11 protein-coding genes are annotated in these 17,757 nt (G+C 70.2%); 9 read left to right on the forward strand and 2 right to left on the reverse strand.

All coding sequences use genetic code 11. From position 1 onward, the window contains the following. Positions 1-860: 860 nt before the first annotated feature. Both ABT299_RS24880 and ABT299_RS24885 read right to left on the reverse strand, forming a co-directional pair. On the reverse strand, positions 861-1,226 hold the full coding sequence (locus tag ABT299_RS24880; protein WP_500252149.1) for a DUF5713 family protein: 366 nt from the start codon (positions 1,224-1,226) through the stop codon (positions 861-863). A 261-nt stretch (positions 1,227-1,487) separates the two neighbouring features. Then, positions 1,488-2,879, reverse strand: a complete 1,392-nt coding sequence (locus ABT299_RS24885) for a serine/threonine-protein kinase (RefSeq protein WP_500252150.1) — start codon at positions 2,877-2,879, stop codon at positions 1,488-1,490. 570 nt (positions 2,880-3,449) lie between these two features. Here ABT299_RS24885 and ABT299_RS24890 point away from each other — a divergent pair. The 9 genes from ABT299_RS24890 (at position 3,450) to ABT299_RS24930 (ending at position 17,655) form a co-directional block, all read left to right on the forward strand. Beyond that, positions 3,450-5,096, forward strand: a complete 1,647-nt coding sequence (locus tag ABT299_RS24890; RefSeq protein ID WP_500252151.1) for a hypothetical protein — start codon at positions 3,450-3,452, stop codon at positions 5,094-5,096. Between the two features lie 408 nt (positions 5,097-5,504). Further along, on the forward strand, positions 5,505-6,125 hold the full coding sequence (locus tag ABT299_RS24895) for a hypothetical protein (RefSeq protein ID WP_500252152.1): 621 nt from the start codon (positions 5,505-5,507) through the stop codon (positions 6,123-6,125). 229 nt (positions 6,126-6,354) lie between these two features. Beyond that, positions 6,355-7,626, forward strand: a complete 1,272-nt coding sequence (locus ABT299_RS24900) for a lipase family protein (RefSeq protein ID WP_433154449.1) — start codon at positions 6,355-6,357, stop codon at positions 7,624-7,626. Between the two features lie 362 nt (positions 7,627-7,988). Further along, entirely contained in the window at positions 7,989-9,902 is a 1,914-nt protein-coding gene (locus tag ABT299_RS24905; RefSeq protein ID WP_500252153.1) for a serine/threonine-protein kinase, read from the forward strand. 320 nt (positions 9,903-10,222) lie between these two features. Further along, positions 10,223-11,272, forward strand: coding sequence for a sensor histidine kinase (locus tag ABT299_RS24910; protein WP_387018272.1), 1,050 nt, complete (start codon positions 10,223-10,225; stop codon positions 11,270-11,272). After that, on the forward strand, positions 11,269-11,982 hold the full coding sequence (locus ABT299_RS24915; protein WP_500252154.1) for a LytR/AlgR family response regulator transcription factor: 714 nt from the start codon (positions 11,269-11,271) through the stop codon (positions 11,980-11,982). Before ABT299_RS24910 ends, ABT299_RS24915 begins: the two co-directional genes overlap by 4 nt. Before the next feature lie 167 nt (positions 11,983-12,149). Beyond that, the gene (locus ABT299_RS24920; RefSeq protein ID WP_387018278.1) at positions 12,150-13,604 is read left to right on the forward strand and encodes an alpha/beta hydrolase; all 1,455 of its coding nucleotides are present in this window, start codon (positions 12,150-12,152) and stop codon (positions 13,602-13,604) included. Between the two features lie 517 nt (positions 13,605-14,121). Continuing rightward, complete coding sequence (locus tag ABT299_RS24925; protein WP_500252155.1) at positions 14,122-16,203, forward strand: hypothetical protein; 2,082 nt, start codon at positions 14,122-14,124, stop codon at positions 16,201-16,203. 27 nt (positions 16,204-16,230) lie between these two features. After that, the gene (locus ABT299_RS24930) at positions 16,231-17,655 is read left to right on the forward strand and encodes a hypothetical protein (RefSeq protein WP_500252156.1); all 1,425 of its coding nucleotides are present in this window, start codon (positions 16,231-16,233) and stop codon (positions 17,653-17,655) included. The last annotated feature ends 102 nt before the right edge of the window (positions 17,656-17,757 follow it).

Consider the following 17,757-nt stretch of genomic DNA (forward strand, 5'->3'; position numbering starts at 1 on the left):
CCGCCACCTGGTGTTGTGGGACGTGCTGGTACACGAGGAACCGCACGCCCCCCACACCCGCTGGACTCCCTCCACTGGCAGGCCGACCGGCGCGCCCGCCACCACGATCGACGCGGCCTCGCGCTGGAGGAGTCGCGGAACAAGGCGGCAGAGATCTGCCGCCGCCCCGCTGACCGGCCCTGGCTGCACGCTGCCGCGAGCAGCCTCGTCCTCGCCGACTTCTTCACCCCCACCTGGACCTCAACACTCGCTCTCCGCCCAGCGCCGCTCCAAGCCATGCATCGGGTACGCCTGCCACCAGCGGCGGCCCACCACCCGGTCATAGTCCGGTCGGGACTGATGCCGGTGCGGCTGTGGTGTCGAGGCCAGGCATGGCGACTCGGGCGGCGCTGGCGCGGAATCATCGACACCCGCCCCGACCAACCCGCACGGACCCCGCCACCTGGCACACGTGACGTCTCCGACGCGACGGGTGTTCGCGCCCAGCACGACCCCCGCCACCCTGCGGACCCACCGCCATCACCGGCAACCGCCCCCAGCAACCGGCCGAGCAGGCTGTCGCCCGCCGTCTAGCCCGACAACTACGCACCGCCGCGCCATCGCGACCGCATCACCACGGTGACCACTTCGGTCACCGCACCCGGCGCCTCAGCATGCGGGCGCCCTGGCCGCCGACGTCCAACGCGCCGCCGGGAGGACCACCCTCACCGCCCAACACCGCCCTGAACAAGGCGGGCCCTGTTTAGGTCTGTCCAGGCAGGTACCCGCGCGGCTGAAAGCCGCACTTGCTGTGCACCGCGCCGATCAGAAGCCAAAGCCGCCCGCAACAGCGGTCGGGAGCGAAGCTGGGGGGTGTGGTGTCACCAGTCGCGGGTGGCGATCAGCTCCTCGATGTCGGCCTTGTCGAAGCCGTAGGCGGTGGCCACGAACCAGAAATCTTCGCCGATCGCGTCGCGTGCGACCGTCTCGATCTCGCTGCCGGCCGCCTCGAACTCCGTCTGCAGGGCGTTGAACTCCTCCGTCGCGGCGTGCGTCAGTGTGTAGAGCGCGGTCAGGTCGGCGGGCTGGTCGGCCTCGATCCGCTCGCACAGACTCAGCAAGATCGCTTTGCCCTTGTCGACGAGGTGATCGGGGTAGTACCCGTCGTCGTACATCTCGGTGAGGAGTGCGTGTTCGAGCACCTTCTGGTTCGTCACAGCCACCGCGATCGCTCCTTTGTCCGCCATGCCGGTCCCGGCACATACTTCACCGCGCCTCTGACAACGCCGGTCCAGCTGGCCGACGGATCGAAGCCGGGTCGGTGACCGCGATGACAGGTGAGCGCGGGCTTACGGTCAGCGGCTCCTGCGGACTCAAGACCACAGCGGCGAACATGTACGAGGAGGCTGGTCTTGAGATCGTCGGGTCCGCCGCCGCTGGTCGGTGCAGCAGGTATGGGTGCTTCAGCGAGTTCGGATGTTCCGGCGCCGGCCGGGTCACCGTTCGCGTCACCAATCCTTCGGGTCCACAACGGACGGGTTATGGCCGGCGATCGCCTCGTAGATCTTGTCGCGGGGCATGCCCGGCCCATCAAGCCGACACAGCACCTTCCCTTCCTGAGGTTCCCCGGCGCCGCCTCCGCTCCACACCGTGAGAAAAAAGCCGGTTCGATCCGGCGGATTCTTGACAGTGAGCCGCTGGATCGAATCCCAGGGATAGATCTCGACCGTGTCCTCCCGCCCTCTCCTATGCAGCACCGTCTCAATGCCGTCCGAGGTGATGACGAGTTCCATTCGGGCGCCCCAGATCAGTCCAACGAAGGCGAGAATACAGAAAAAGCCGGCGAGTAGAAAGGTGAAGAAGCCGGCCGGGGGACCCCATAAGTACCAGGTGATCAGCGGCGGGACGATACAAGCCGCCGCGCCGATGGCGGCTTCTTTGGGGTAGTTCGCGGGCGGTGGCTGGAAGGAGATGGCCGGCGGCATTCGAGCCGTCGGCGACCCGGAAGTCTTCCGAGTGGAAGCGACCTCGCTCTGCGCGCGCGAGCGGAGAGGAGTGGTGGCTTCCGGTGGGGCGGCTCGGCCTGGAGCGGTTGATCGGGTCGTGGTGTCCAGGAGGTCGAGCAGTGCGCCGAGGGTCGGGCGTTCGGCGGGGTCCTTGGCCAGGCACTGCTGGATGAGTGGCAGAAGTGGGGTGGGGACGTGCACCAAGTCGGGATCTTCGTGGATGATGCGGTAAAGGATCGCGGCGTGCGGCCCGGTTCCGAAAGGCGGGTGACCGGTCGCGGCGAAGGCGAGAACCGATCCGAGAGAGAAGATGTCGCTGGGTGCCTCGACGGCGTGGCCCATTGCCTGTTCGGGTGACATGAAGGCGGGGGTGCCGATGATCGCACCCTTTTCCGTCAGTGTCGTGCCCTCGAGTGCCCGGGCGATGCCGAAGTCGATGATGCGCGGCCCGTCATCGGCGAGCAGGATGTTGGCCGGTTTGAGGTCGCGGTGTACGAGGTTCTCCCGGTGCACCGCGGCCAGCCCTTCGGCGAGCCCGGCTCCGAGGGTGAGGACCGCCTCGACGGGCAATGGCCCCTTCTCCTCGACCGCCGCTCCCAACGATGGCCCCGCGATGTAGGCGGTGACGACCCAGGGCGGGTCCGCGTCCGGGTCGGCGTCCACCACATGGGCGGTGAAGAATCCGCCGACGCGGCGAGTGGCTTCGACCTCCGCGGTGAACCGTCGCCGGAAGCCCGGATCAGCGGCCAGATCGGAGCGGATGAGTTTCACGGCGACCGGCCGTCCTCCCCGCGAGTGGGCGTAATAGACCTGGCCCATGCCGCCGGCGCCGAGACGAGCCTTGAGCTGATAGGTGCCGATGCTGCGCGGATCGTCGGGCTTCAGCGGCTCCATGCACCGACCTTTCCTGGGAGGCTTCCAGTAGGTTCTACCGCGTGACCGAGCAGAGCGGGAGACGCTGTGCAGGGCGCACCGGTTCGTGCAGGTCCTCGCGGCAGATCGTGACCGCGATGGCAGAGCGGCCTGAGGCGTCGCGACGCCGAGTACGAGTGGGAAGTGGCCGCGCTGCTGCGCCACAACCTGTCGGGGACCGCCCTACCGTGTCCCCTCGTCCAGCAGGTGCCGGCCGGACGGCCGATGAGCGGGCCTTGGCACACCACAGGTTCTGACGGGCACGCATGGATGCTGTGGCATATCGAGCAGGACGGGGGAAGTAGGACGCCTCCACCGCCCTTCCGAGGGCTCAGAGGCGGTCAATGAATAGGAGACGGTAAGTGCTCGGGGAGCGCCAGGTGGTGGCTACCGGATCTGGGACACCGAAGGCCCACCGATGGTTGGGAGAACTCTACGAACTGCGCCCGATGGCCTGTTGACCGAACTGAACGGCACCGCAGACTACGAGTAGACCACGCGGCGGGTTTTTAACTTCTCGTCTTCTGTCACTTCCCCGGGCATCATCGAAGCATGGGTTTGGCACGCGCACTGGCACTCAAGGCCCATCGGCCACTGGGGCGACTGGCCCTGCCATTCCTGCGCCCGGCGTCCGCCGCACCACCGCCTTGGGACACCGGGGCCGCCCCGGACGCGCTGCTCGCCGTGGCGTTCTCCGCACGCGACCCCGGAGCCAGGCGGAGAGCGGCAGCGCGGATCGAGGCGCTCTGGGACGGCGAGCCCGAGCGCCGGGAGGTCATCTGGTGGCTGCTCCGGGAGCGAATCACCGCCCCATTCGGGCCTCACGGCACCGACCGCCACCTCTCTGAATGGACGAAGGTGGCAGACGGCTCCGCGGGCGTATCGCGAGTCTCGGGAACCGGCGTCAGGCGGTCAGATTCCCGAGCCGGGGACCGGATACACCTTCCCGAGACAGCCGAGCGTTTCCTCTTCGGCCCCGACCCCGACTGCCCCCGCGTCCCGCGGATCCGGCTGGTCACCGGCCTGGGCCTCGGCACGGCAGCAGAGGCCGAACTGCTGCTCGACCTGGCCCTCCGCGCGGACGACCCCGCCCTTCGCGACCGGTGCGCCGCCATCGTGGCCGAGACCGACGAACCACACGTCCTGGACGCGCTGGAGAACGTCTTCTCCCGGGCGTTCGACTTCTGGGTGAACTGCAGGACCTTCCGCGGCGAACTGATCCTCGGGCAGCGACCAGAATTGTGGAGCGACGACGGCACACCGACGCCGCTGCTGTCCCTGCTGCTCAGCAATCCACATGTCCCTCGGCCACCCGGCGCCGAGTCGGGCGGCGGGACCTCCTACTCAGCGGTGCTCGCGGCGTTGCACGGCCGCTTCGACCTCCTCGCGGACTTCCCGCCGGGCTGGCTGATCCATCAGATGCTGACGGTGACGGAGGAACGGCCCGGCACACCCGCCGACGCGGCCTGCCGCCGGGCCCTGCGAGCCCTCGACGAGGGCCCGGCACGGGAGATCCTGTGTGAGGCCGCGATGGAGGACGCCGACAACGACGCCGTCGCGGCCGTGACCGACGCCGGCTACCTCCCCACCGACCCGGACCTGGTGCCGCTGTTCCTGATGCTCACCCGGCAATGGGAGCGACTCGCGGCCGCCGATCCGGACGGACACCGCCTGCGGGACTACATCGCCCGGGGGGACAGTGACCCGGGCTTCGACGGGCTCGTCCGGATGCTGGAGTTGGACGCACATCCGCACCCCGCCACCGCACACGACCCCATCCCCCACAACGCCCGCGAGCACGCTCTCGCCGCCCTCCGCGCGATCGGCCCCGGCGCCGCCGGCAACCGACTCTGCGCGATGGCTGTGGACGGCGTAGACGTCGCCGTTCGGGTCGTCGCCGAGAGCGGCCTGGTGCCTGTGCCCAACGATCACCGCGACCTGGCACTCTTCCTGTACCGAACCGGCCAGTGGGATCGGTACGACGCCGCCGACCCCGACGGACGGCACCTCCGCGGCCACGTCGCGGGGCTCAGCCCGTACGACGACGAGCGCACGAGGCTTCGGGACGCCGCCAAGCGTGGCGGGCGACCGATGCCGTGCAGCCCGCCGTCCGAGCCGGCGCGTCCCGACCCGTACTGGCCGGGCGGAACCGGCGTGGCCGGAACAGGCGGCTTCATTGGCGGCTTCACCACTCACTAGCGTGCTGTGGAGATCCGCAGCACGCTCTCCGCTGAGTTCCCTCGGCTCAGCGAATGAGAAACATCGAGCACTGAGAGTCCCTGGGACCGCCGCGGCTTCCTCCTGGCCTCGGCCGCCGCCGGGATCGCCGCGGCCGTCCCGCTCACGGCCGCCCGCGCCGCGGCCGGCCCGGCATCCGCGAGCAGCCCTTCCTGACGGCACTGTCGGTCAGCCCCTTCACCGAGAAGGTGCTCGGCAGCGTCTCCCTCACCGACGGCGTACGGACCGCGAGCACCGTCACCGACGTCCAGCGCCTCTTCGAAGCACACGGCGCCACCGAGGTCTACGCCGGCATCGCGACCCGCCGGCAGGCGCAGTCGGGCGACGCGCAGCATGGCTTCGACCAGGACATCCCTGGCAATCGACCGGATGGTTCCGGTCCTCCGGCGCTACGGAGCCCCGGTCGCCGCGCAGAACCTGCTGACCGGAGCCCAGGTCAACACGTGGGACCTCGGGAAGGAGGTCGAGTTCGGGGTGGCCGGCGTCGCGATCCGGAGCCTGGTCACCCGGTCCGGCGGCTGGACCTACAGCCCGCCGGACGCGGTCGACCCGGCCATCGGCGAGATGGACTTCTACGGCTTCATCTCCATGGCGGAGGACGACCGCATCACCTGGCTACGGACCCACCTGTGGCCCCACGTCGGCCGCCTGCTCGCCGCCACCACCTCCCTGCGGAGCACCTTCGGCAAGAAGGTGTTCGTGGCCGAGCTCGGCTACCCGTCCGCCACCTTGTCCGATCCCTATGCCTGGAACAGCGCGCTGCCCGGCTACCTGATCTCGCCGCAGGGCGCCCACGGCTTCGTCCGCGACTTCGTGGCGTGGGGCGGCGTCGCCGGCGGCCCCCTGTCCGGCGTGCGTCCCTGGGCCCCCGGCTACTGCACGGCGGGCTGGCAGCCGATGAGCCACTTCGCCGTGACCGGGACGACCGCGACGGCCGAACCCGTCCTCGACGCGATCGCCCAGGGTCTCCAGCAGGCTGCTGGAAGCTGACCGCACAGACTCATAGGTGCGAACGCGGTTCCGTACCGGCGCGCATCTTGATGCTCGGGCTCGCGCATGTGCAGTGACGCGGCGCCACGGGCCTCCAAGAATGCCGTCTCGTTGTGGCCCGGCTGCCAATCACCGCGCGCGTCTTCGTCTTCGACTTCATGTCGGGAGCGGCATCGGGCCTGGCAAGGTGCACCAGCTTCTTGTCCACCCCCTGCCTCGGGAGGCGCCGATGCGATACCGCTCCATGCTCACCGCCGCGTCACTGGGAGCCGCGCTGGCGGCACCCGTGATCGCGAGCCAGCCGGCCTCGGCCGCACCGTTCGCCTGTCTCTCCTCTGACAACGACATCTACGCCGCGGACGGCAACGTCCAGGGCGATCCGGGGGACCTGCTCGGCTGCCGCCAGGTCCAGCTCCCGGGCGTCTCCAACCCGCCCGGCTACAAGGCCTGGAAGATCCGCTACGTCTCGACCGACGCCAAGGGCGCCAAGGTGGCGGTGACCGGGACGGTGGCGGTGCCCACCGACGCGTGGTCCCAGGGCGGCTCGCGGCCCACCGTCGCGTTCAACCCCGGGACGCTCGGGTCGGGGCCGCAGTGCGCCTTCTCCAAGCAGCTCACCGGCCAGTACCAGGACATGTACGAGGGCGACAACATCGCCACGTTCCTCAAGGCGGGCGACGCCGTCGCCGCCACCGACGGTCTCGGCTACATCGCGGGGAAGGTCCACCCCTACGTCAACGGAGCCGACGCGGGCCACGCCCTCCTCGACGTCGTGCGCGCGTCCCGCCAGATCCCCGGCGGCAGCCTGAAGGACGACGGCAAGGTCGGCATCTCCGGTTACTCCGAGGGCGGCGCCGCCTCTCTCTGGGGCGCGCAGCTGGCCAAGTCCTACGCTCCTGAGTTGAACGTCGTCGGGGCGGCGGCGGGCGGCGTCCCCGGCGACCTGAGAGTCACGGCCAAGGCGCTGAACGGGAGCCTGTTCGCCGGCTTCCTGGCCGACGCCCTCGTCGGGCTGAACGCCCAGTATCCCGAGATGCCCTTCGACGAGCTGATGAACGACCAGGGCCGCCAGGCCGTCAAGACGGCCGAGAGCAACTGCCTGATGGGCACGCTGGCCTCGTTCCTGGGCGCGAAGGTCGAGAACTTCACCACCGGCAAGCTCTCCCTGGACCAGCTCTACGCGCTGAAGGGGCCGGACGGCACGACCTGGGGCGACATCGTCGACCGGCAGAAGCTCGGCGTCGGCATCGGCCCGGCGGGGTCGGGCGCCAAGTACGAGATCGGCTTCCCCGTCTTCCAGTACCGCGGAGCGCTCGAGGAGATCATCCCGCAGGAGACCGAGAACGACACGCGCGCGGCCTACTGCAAGGCCGGCATCAACACCACCTGGAACGCCGGCTACGCCGCCGAGCACCTGTCCACCGACTGGAACGCCGCCCAGGACGTCACCAAGTTCCTCAACGACCGCTTCACCGGCAAGGCAGTGCAGGGCAACTGCTGACCCGCAGGTGATCCGGTACGGCGAGTGGCAGGGCCCGGACGCCAAGCCCGTCCGGGGCCTGCCATCTCCATGCCAGCCCTATTCCGCAGGGTCGTACCGGACGACCGCCCGGCGCAGACCGGCGTTCGAAATCTACAATGTAAAGGGAGCCGCTTGTTGTCCAGCCCACAAGAGTGCTCGTGGCCACCACCAGATTGGCGGCGGTCACCTCGATTCGAGAGCCCGGACCCATCTCGGGTGCAGGCCGTAGGTGACCTGACGCGGCGGTCGGGCCGGCATGCCTGATCGCTGTTTCGGGACTGGTTCCAGGCTGGGGACGTCAGAATGGCGGTGTCTGGAGTCGTGGAGACGGGCGGAGCGCGGTGCTGGTCGGCGACGAGGTTGCGGGGCGGTATCGGCTGGTCGGCGTGCTGGGGCGTGGCGGGTTCGGAGAGGTTTGGCGGGCCACCGACCTGCTGAGAGACCAGGAAGTGGCGATCAAGTTCCTGGGGCGGGACGTGGCCGAGGCCGGGCCGGTGTGGCTCAGCAAGTTCAAGCAGGAGGCCAGGATCGCCGTGCGGCTGACGCATCCGGGGATCACCAGGGTCGATGATTTCGGGGAGTACGGCGGGCAGTGGTACCTGGTGATGGAGTTGCTGCACGGGGAGAGCGTGGCGGCGGAGTTGGCCCGATCCGCCGGGGGATTGCCTGTGGAGCGGGTTCGCTCGGTGACCATGCAGGTGGTCGAGGCGCTGGCGGCGGCGCACGGAGCCGGGGTGGTGCACCGTGACCTCAAGCCTGCCAACCTGATGGCGCTGGCCGGGGGCCGGGTGAAGATCTGCGACTTCGGAATCGCGCGATGGCACGACGCTCCGACGTCGCAGACGCTGCATGGACGGCTGGTCGGCACCCCGCTGTTCATGTCGCCGGAGCAGTGGCGGAGCGGCGACATCGACCAGCGCGCCGACCTCTACAGTTTGGGCTGTGTGCTGTACGCGCTGCTCACAGGGTGCCCGCCTTTCATCGGTGAGTCGCCTGCGGTGCTGATGGCGCGGCATCTGAACGCCGACCCGCCTCCGCTTCGTCAGCTACGCCCGGATGTCCCGGCCGACCTGGAGCAGATCGCACAGGAGTTGCTGGCCAAGGACCCGGCCGCCCGCCCCGCCAGCGCGGAGGCCGTCGCGGCCCGCCTGATCCCGCGGGCCGTCGGCCAGCGCGTGGTGCCCCGATCCATTACCAGAGGCGAGCACGACCGTGACGGCAACGGGGGCGAGGGGACCACACGGTCGAGCAGAGGGGAGCGGGCGGCGCGGCGGCTGTTGAGCGGGGCCGAGGACAGAGCGCGGTATCTGGACGCGAGTGAGCACGCACCGCCGGAACTGCCCCGTCTGGCCGCCGTCTGGTGGCGAATCGATCCCGGGCGCGCCGACCGGCTGCTCGTGGAGGCCGAAAAGCGCGCCGCGAAGGCCAGGGTGGCGGGACGGCGGGCGTGCGCGCTGGCCGAGATCGCGCGGGCGTACACGACGAGGGACCGCCGCGATGCAGAACGCCTGCTGAACGAGGCCGTGGCGGTCGTCCGCCACCACCGCAGCCTGTTCGAGGAGGACCTCGGTCCCTCACCCTTCGATGGACCCGACGGGCAGCGTGCGGCGTTGGCGGCCATCGCCGGGGTGATGGCGGTACTCGATCCCGAACACGCCGAGCGGCTCGCGCACGACATCGACCTGCCTCGGGCGCAGGCTGAGGCGCTGCTGAACGTGGCCGGGGCGTGCCCGGACCGGGCCGAGCGGCTGCTGGAGCAGGCCGAGACCGTGACGTCCGGCCAGGTCGACGGCAAGCATCAGGGGCCGCTGCTGGTGCGGATCGCCGTGCTGTGGGCCGCGATCGCCCCCGAGCGTGCCGAGCGGCTGGCTCGTGGCATCGTCCGCGCTCCAGGCCACCGGATCGCCCTGGCCAGGGTCGCCGCCGGGTGCACCGAATCCGATCGCGAGCGCGCAGTGCGGCTGCTGGAAGAGACCGAGGGGCTGGCGCGGGCGCTGGGACGCTGGCAGCGGCGTTGGCCACTGGCGGAGGTCGCAGCCGGGTGGGCGCTCATCGACCCTGAACGGGCCGAACGGGTCGCCGAGTCGATCTCCGGCAGGGGGCACCGCCGCATGGCACTGGCAGAGATCGCGGCAGCCTACGCCCGCACCGAACCCGAGCACGCCGAACGCCTGATGGGTGCGATCCCCGGCCACTGGAGCGCCGAGCAGACGGCCAAGGTCGCGACCGCGTTCCTGACCGGGCAACGGTCCTGACCTCCTTGAGATGATGCGCCCTCCAGCAGGCCAACGGTCGGCATTGGCGGGAGCGAGCGTCCGGCGACCCTCGCGGACCGGTCGGGATCGTCCCGGCATGATGTGCGGCTGCACCAGCACCTGACCGTCGCTCATTACGCCGCCACGGAAACGCCTGGAACGCCCCGCCGCCCACTCTCGGGCCGGAGGACCGATGCCGAGTGCACCGTTTCTCGACTCGGCTCCGTGTCGGCCCGGGCGGATCGAGGTGGACGAGCGCTGCCGGAGGCACGGCCGATAGTGGCCTGGCGGCGGTGGGTGGGGGTCGTTACGGTACGGGCGTGGATCGACGCGTGTTCGGCATCTGGACCGCGGTCGTATCGCTGCTCGCGCTGGTGGACGCGCTGGGGTGGTGGAAGGACTACGCGGACGGGGCGCACAGCGTCGGGCTGGGTCTCGCGCAGACCATGGCGTCCTCGCTGACGTGGCTCCCGGTGAACATCAGCGTGTACCTGCTCACCATGTGGTTCCCGGTCAGGCGTCCCCACATGGTGCGCGCGGTCCTGGTCCATCTGGCTGGCTACCTGGTCGCGCTCTGCTGGCTCAGCGGACGGATGTTCCTGTTCGATCCGGTGCTGCACTGGCTGCCTCCCGCGCAGGGGTTCGGCGATGAGTACCTTCGCAATCTCGGGGCTTATCTGGCGATGTACTTCGAGTGGGTCGGAGTGGCCCACGGGGTCTACTACTTCGTCCAGCACAGGCGGCGGCGTGAGCAGCTGGCGCGGGCACGCGAGCAGGTGACCCGGTCCGAGCTGCAGGCGCTGCGGGCGCAGGTGCGGCCGCACTTCCTGTTCAACGCGATGAACACCATCGCCTCGTTCGTCCATGACGACCCGCAGCGCGCGGAGGAGATGGTCGTGCGGCTGAGCGCCCTGCTGCGGCGGTCATTGGAGCATGACGGTTCGCTGGAGGTGCCGTTGCGCGAGGATCTGGAGGTCCTGTCCGCCTACGTGGACATCGAGCAGGCCCGGTTCGAGGACCGGCTCGCGGTGGACTGGCGGCTCCACCCCGGAGCGCTGGACGCGCTGGTCCCGCCGCTGCTGCTCCAGCCGCTGGTGGAGAACGCGGTCCGGCACGGGATCTCCCCGCGCGACGCGCCGGGCACGGTGACCATCACGGCCCGGCCGGAGGGATCCTGGCTGCGGCTGGTCGTCGCGGACGACGGTGTCGGGCTGCCGCCCGGCCGGCCGCGCACGGGGATCGGGCTGGCCAACGCCCGCGCCCGGCTCGTCCAGATGTACGGCGCGGAGCACAGGTTCAGCGTCGAGCCGCAGCCGGGCGGTGGTGTCGCCGCGACCGTCCGGCTGCCGCTGCGGACGGCGCGGACATGATCAAAACTCTGATCGTCGACGACGAGCCCCCGGCCCGGCGGCGGCTCCAGCGCATGCTGGCCGCCCACGAGGACGTCCATCTGCTCGCCGGGTGCGGCTCGCCTGCAACGGCGATCGCCGCCCTCCAGCGGCACCGGCCCGACCTGGTCTTCCTCGATATCCAGCTCCCCGAGGGCGACGGGTTCGGCATCCTCGACGCCATCTGGGGCCGGCATGACCCGGCCGTCGTGTTCGTGACGGCCTTCAGCCACCACGCCGTCCGCGCCTTCGAGGTCGACGCGGTCGACTACCTGCTCAAGCCGTACGGCCGGGACCGGCTCGACCTGGCGCTCGACCGCGTCCGCGACCGGCTGGCCCGGCGGACCGCCGCCCCGGCGCTGAACCGGCTGCCCGTCGAGATGGGCGGGCGGATCCGGCTGCTGGACCTGGACTCGATCGACTACGTCCGGGCCGAGGACGGGTACCTGCGCATCCACGCCGGCACCCGCTCGCACCTGGTCCGCGGCACCCTGGCCAAGCTGCACGAGCGGCTCGGCTCCGCGGAGTTCCTCCGGATCCACCGCTCGGTCATCGTCCGGATCGACCGGATACGCGAGCTGGAGATCCTCGGCCACGGGGAGATGCTGCTGACCCTGTGCTCCGGCAACACCCTCATCTCCGGCCGCGCCTACCGGGACCAGGTGCGGGCCGCGCTCGGCCTGCCGACCTGACCGCCGCTCCCGTTCACCCCGCCCCCGCTCCCGTTCGCCGCGCGGACCCGGCCGCCGCCTCGGGGCCGCTCCTAGGGTGGGCGCGTTCCGTCACCCGGCAGAGCAGCGGCCGGCATCCTTCCTCGGGGGCATGGGTGCCGGTCCTTCCCCTCGCGTGGGAGTTCGCGATGAGAAATGTCCGCCGTACCCTCGCCGCCTTTGCCTGCGGCCTCGCCGTCGCGGCGGTGGCGCCCGGCGCGCACGCCGCCGTCCGAGGGCTCCACGCCCCGTCCGCCACCGCCCGAGGGCTTCACGCCCCGCACCCGTGTCACGACGACGACGGCGCCGTGCAACCCGGCTTCACCTGCTGGACGCTGACCGTCCCGCTCGACCATTCCGGCCGCACGCCCGGCACCCTCGACCTCCAAGTCGGCGCCGCCGACGGCCCGGCCAAGCCCAAGGGCACGCTGCTGTTCCTCACCGGCGGCCCCGGCCAGGAAGGCGTCGCCCTCCTCCGGCGCATCGCCGGGCGGATGCCCGAGGTGTTCGCGCAGTACCGCCTCGTCATGCTCGACCAGCGCGGCACCGGCCCACTCGGCGCCATCGACTGCCCGAAGATGCAGGCTCAGGTCAGCGGCTCCGACAGCGCCCCGGCCACCCCCGACGCGGTGGACGAGTGCAGCCGCCTGCTCGGCGACCGGGCGCGCTTCTACGGCACCGACCAGAGCGTAGGCGACTTCGAGGACGTCCGGCGCGCGCTCGGCGTGGACACCATGGCCGTGGACGGCGTGTCGTACGGCTCCTTCACCGCCGCCCGGTACGCCATCGCCCATCCCCGGCACGTGTCCCGGCTGGTCATGGACTCGGTCGTCCCGCACCACTGGACGGTCGCCGGAGACCTGAACCTGGTCGGGCTCACCGCCCAGCCCCGGGTGCTCCGGGACGCCTGCAAGGCCGCGCCCGCCTGCGGTTTCGACCCGGCGCAGGACCTCGCCACGCTCGTCCGGCGGCGCACCCCGGCCGGCGGGCTGGCCCTGTTCGGCGACGTCGTGGGCTACGAGTTCCTCGACCCGACCTACCGCGACCCGGACCCGATCCCCGGCAGCGGCCTGCCAGGCGACATCATCGGCGCGATGCACCAGGCCGTCGCCGGCGACACCCGCCGGCTGGACGCCATCGAGGCCGTGCTCACCCCGGCCGACGGCACGCCCGCGAGCCAGCTGAGCGCGGGCCTGCACGCGGCCACCCTCTGCCAGGACCTGCGCTTCCCGTGGGGCACCTCGGCCACCCCGCCTCGGCTGCGCCGCCCGTTCCTCGACCGCACCGCGCGCACCCTGCCCGCATCGGCGACCTGGCCGTACACACCGGCGGTCGCGCTCGCGCAGAGCAGCGTCCAGACCTGCCTGCGCTGGCCGGCCGAGCCCCCGACCTCCGACCCCGCCGGCCGGCTGCCCGACCTGCCCACGCTGATCCTCACCGGCGACCACGACCTCAGCACCCCGCTGGAATGGGCCGAACAGGAACGCGCCGTCAGCCCCGCCGGCACCCGCTTCGTGATCGTCAAGGGCGCCGCCCACTCCATTCAGAACCGCGAACCCGGCCACACCGGCCGCGACGCCCTGACCACGTTCCTGCTGGGCTGACCGGGCGGCCCCACAGCACCGCTAACGGATCCCGCGAACCGCCGGTGTGCCCGAACGGGCACACCGGCGATCACGCTCAGCGCGCCTGCTCGCACATCCGCACAAAGCCCTAGACCAGCCGACGTCAATCCAAGAAGGGACCGCCGCCACCACCCCGTCCGGCATGGACGTTCCCCGGTCGGCCGGTAAGGTGCCGTCGCCGCTGTGGAGGCGGCAATGGGCCCGCGGTGTTCGAGTTCTTGGCGGAAGACGACCTCATGGCGGGCGTTCATCTCGCCTGGCGGCACTCGCAGCTTCGTGAACGTTCTGTCCGTCCGGTCTCTCCAGCGGCCGGGTCGGGATGCCGTGCCCCGGCGCCTCCCCGCGCGGCGTGTAGCCGACGTCGGTCTACCCCTGGCTAACACGTATGCGGGAGTCTCGCTCTGTTTGTCGGTTAAAGGTAGGTATTTCCCTGGATATCCCGATTTGCAGTGATGGTCGATGGTGGGGCGATCGCACTCGTCGTGGAGGACATCCCATGGGAACCGTGGAACCGACCGCTGCACCGCAGGACCTGCCCGGGGCGACCAGCTATCGGGGGCAGCACATGATCGACCTGCCGGTCGACGACGCCGCCTGGCTGCGCTACAAGGGGATCAGCTACTGGCTGTCCCCGACCGTCGACCACAATGCCGAGGTGGTCTGCTGGGTCTACCTCCTGTCCGACCCGGATCTGGAGCTGACCTGCGACATCTACGACGAGACCGGGCAGCGGCTGCAGCTCGGGCGCGCCAACGACGGCGACCTGCAGCCGTGGGTCATCAGTCTGAAGCAGGAGGTCTCCAGCAACGGCGCCGTGTCGTGGCAGGACACGGCGCCGGGCACGTCCCTGACGTTCCGGCTGAACTACCGCGGCAGCGTCGCGGTCAAGGACGTGGTGGTGCCGGTCGACTTCGGGCAGCCGGTGGCCCAGGCGCTCGGCGGGCGCAAGCTCTACTTCAGGCTGAGCGACCAGCCGCTGGCGTTCACGTGGCTGACGGAGCAGGACCGGCAGCGGCCGGAGAACAAGACCCCGCTGATCTACCTGCACGGATACGAGGACCCCGACACCGGCTTGGAGACGATCGGTACCCGGCTGCCGCCGATCGCGCTGACGCGGCAGCGGATCTCCGAGGCGTGGCGGACGGCGAAGGCCACTGGGTACTTCGATCCCGCGGTGTTCCCGAACGTCCCGGCCGCGTCCGATGAGGCGACCCGGGCCGGGATGGCGCTCGCGGTGGCGGGACTGGACGAGACGACCGTCGTCCAGGAGCTCACCGCCGGCGGCCGGCTGGTGGTGCTGCGCGACATGGCCGGCGCCTTCACCTACCGGTTCGTCCCCGCCCCGGCGCACTGCCGGCCGGGCCTGGTGCTGGTGGAGCACTACCGGCTGACCTCGCTGCCCGCCCGCTACGGGGGCGGGCGCACGATCAAGACGTTCTCGCTGCTGCCGGGGGAGCGGACCAGCATCCGTATCAGCACGTACAAGCGCTCCACCGAGAGCCTGCAGAAGACCTCCTCCATCCTGGACTCGGTCACCGACGAGACCGAGAGCGAGTTCGGCCGGACGGTCAGCTCCGAGCAGTCCAACCAGGCCAACGCCGGCAAGACCTTCGAGTACCGGGCCGAGGCGGAGGCGCAGGGCCAGGCCAACTGGGGCTGGGGCAGCGCCAGCGCCAAGGTGTCGGGCGGGGTGTCGGGCAGTTCCAACAGCGCCCGCGAGGAGCTGACCAAGAACATCAGCAACGCGGTCAGCCAGAACACCGCCCGCGCCTCGGCCAAACGGGACGTGCAGATCGACACCAGCCTGGACGTCAAGCTGGAGCAGGGCGAGGAGCAGGCGGTCGATCGGGCGCTGGAGAACGTCAACACGAGCCGCACCCTCAACTTCGTGTTCCGGCAGATGAACCAGGAGTACGTCACGCTGCTGCACCTGGTGGACGTGCGGGTGGCGTTCTTCAACGGGCACGCCGAGTCCCGCGACGAGGTGGCGCTGACCGATCTGGACCGGCTGCTGGCGGACTGCGTCGAGCCCGCGTCCGTTCCCGCCGTCCGCAAGCAGGTCCTGGACGCGCTGCGCGGCATCACCGACCACGAGGGCAGGGCGCGGCCCGAGATCGTCCGGCCGGCGGGCGCCGACGAGAACGGCCCGTTCCAGATCGACACCACGCTGACCTCGGCCTACACCACGCCGGACGGCCGCGAGCACACCGTTTCCGGCATCATCGTCGGCGTCGGCCAGCAGGTGCTGCGCACCGACGGCGTCGTGGTCGACTCGTTCCTCGGCGAGGGCGACGCGCTGGACGCCTACTCCACGGGGCTGCAGGAGCAGGCGGTGCGCGCCCGCCAGCTGGACAACGACCGGCAGGAGGCCGAGAACGAGAGGCTGCGGCTGGCCCTGCAGCTCGTCCAGAAGGGGGACGCCGCCGCCGTCGGCCTCTACCAGCGGCTCTTCCCGATCCCCCAGGTCGTTAACCAGATCGACCATGCCGCGGTCAGCACCACGCCGCTTCCCCTGCCCTCGGACGAACCGACGCCCGGCGGCACGTCCAACGGAGCCGCCGCCGCACCGGCCCTCTGACCGCCCCCGGCAGCGAGGGAGGTCTCCATGGCCGTGCCGAACATAGATCCGCTCTGGCAGGCGTTCCACTTCATCGTCACCACGGAGTTGTCCGAAGACAAGGTCGCGAAGCTGGTCCTGCGGGGCGAGAGCACGCGCGCCTCGAAGCTCACGTCGCGATGGAAGGGTCTGAGGGACAAGCTCAAGGCCGTCGTCTCCGGCTGTGTCGAGCAGCTGAAACTCCAGGTCACGGCCGTGTGCGACGAGGCGCTCGCCGAGACGGAGGGCATCGAGATCGGCCTCGGAACGGACGACTACCGAGAGCTGCTGAACAGCGCCCCGGCCCGAGAGGGATTCGCCGGAACCCGGCCCGGGCAGACGTACGCTTATCTGCTCGACCAATTCATTTCGCAGTCGGGGACCTGGCAGGGGTTCGGCCAGGCCTACCAGAAGACGGCAGCCCAATGCGTCCTGTTGCTGCAGAATTGCGAGGAGGTGGAGGCCTATATCGGCCAGCTGCGCGGGCAGCAGGAAAAGGAGTACCTGAAGTGCGCTGATCTGATCATTCTGGTCCAGAAGCGCATCGCCGAGCTGCCATCGGAACCCGAAGTCGGAGGCATACTGCAGCCGCTCGTCCACGGTTGCGGAAAGCTGCTCGGCGACACCCGGAGCGTGATCGATCTGTGCACAGGCGACATGCTCGAAGTGCGCTGCAGACGGCTGCCGTTCGGCTTCGCCGACTTCGCTGCGGACAAAGACCTCATCACCTCGGAGATGTGGCCGCTCATCGCGTTCTGCCAGGAGGGCTACATCACGCTCAAAGAACTGTGGGACAGCCTGCAGCCGCCGGTGTTCGCGGAGTTGCGCTCCAAGGTGACGGTCAAATACCTCGCCATGCTGCTGAATGATCTCGGTTGGCCCGGCTTCCGCGCACTGCTCGCCCTCAACGCCGCCGACCAGGTCAAACTGGTGGCCCGGTGGCCCGATCTGCGAACCCACTTTCTCAGCAAGTGCCCGTCCGGAAGCCCGGCCGAGGAGGTGCTCCAATGGGACCGTCTCGCCGTCACGGGTGAGTTGGTCGACGGCTGGGCAGCGATCGCCAAGGGGACCAGCCTGGAGATCAAACTTCCGCACCAGTGCACCGCGTACGGCTGGGTGACGATCAACGGCACGAGGATGCCCCGTGCGTTCTCGACGCCGTCGTTCGCGACCGACCTGGCGTGCATGAAGCACTGCAAGCAGGAACTGGGCGCCAAACCGACTCCGCAGAAGATGGAGGCGTATTTCGCCGAGCTCTTCGGGGCGTGCGCACAGGCCGTCGCGGCCTGGAACAACAATGACAGGCCGGACATGTACCCGGTGATCGTCCAAGGTACCGTCGCCCGGTGGAGAATCGTGGTGGGATCCAACAGCAGCAGGACCGTCCACCACATCGACAGCGGTTACGACAAATCGCCGTGGATCGAGCACTGAACGCCGAAGCAACGCCGGAGCGGCGGCGGCCGACCGCCGCCGCGCCGGTCCACAGCGCCGTACAATTCTCGGCCCTGTCCCGAAGGTGAAGAAGATGATCCT

The sequence above is a fragment of the Spirillospora sp. NPDC000708 genome (genome assembly GCF_040299565.1).
Taxonomy (GTDB): domain Bacteria; phylum Actinomycetota; class Actinomycetes; order Streptosporangiales; family Streptosporangiaceae; genus Spirillospora.

Bases quoted from the DNA above. Each gene is read 5' to 3' on its own strand.
- ABT299_RS24880 (WP_500252149.1), bottom strand. From the start codon at position 1,226: ATGGCGGACAAAGGAGCGATCGCGGTGGCTGTGACGAACCAGAAGGTG.
- ABT299_RS24885 (WP_500252150.1), bottom strand. From the start codon at position 2,879: ATGGAGCCGCTGAAGCCCGACGATCCGCGCAGCATCGGCACCTATCAG.
- ABT299_RS24890 (WP_500252151.1), top strand. From the start codon at position 3,450: ATGGGTTTGGCACGCGCACTGGCACTCAAGGCCCATCGGCCACTGGGG.
- ABT299_RS24895 (WP_500252152.1), top strand. From the start codon at position 5,505: ATGGTTCCGGTCCTCCGGCGCTACGGAGCCCCGGTCGCCGCGCAGAAC.
- ABT299_RS24900 (WP_433154449.1), top strand. From the start codon at position 6,355: ATGCGATACCGCTCCATGCTCACCGCCGCGTCACTGGGAGCCGCGCTG.
- ABT299_RS24915 (WP_500252154.1), top strand. From the start codon at position 11,269: ATGATCAAAACTCTGATCGTCGACGACGAGCCCCCGGCCCGGCGGCGG.
- ABT299_RS24920 (WP_387018278.1), top strand. From the start codon at position 12,150: ATGAGAAATGTCCGCCGTACCCTCGCCGCCTTTGCCTGCGGCCTCGCC.
- ABT299_RS24925 (WP_500252155.1), top strand. From the start codon at position 14,122: ATGGGAACCGTGGAACCGACCGCTGCACCGCAGGACCTGCCCGGGGCG.
- ABT299_RS24930 (WP_500252156.1), top strand. From the start codon at position 16,231: ATGGCCGTGCCGAACATAGATCCGCTCTGGCAGGCGTTCCACTTCATC.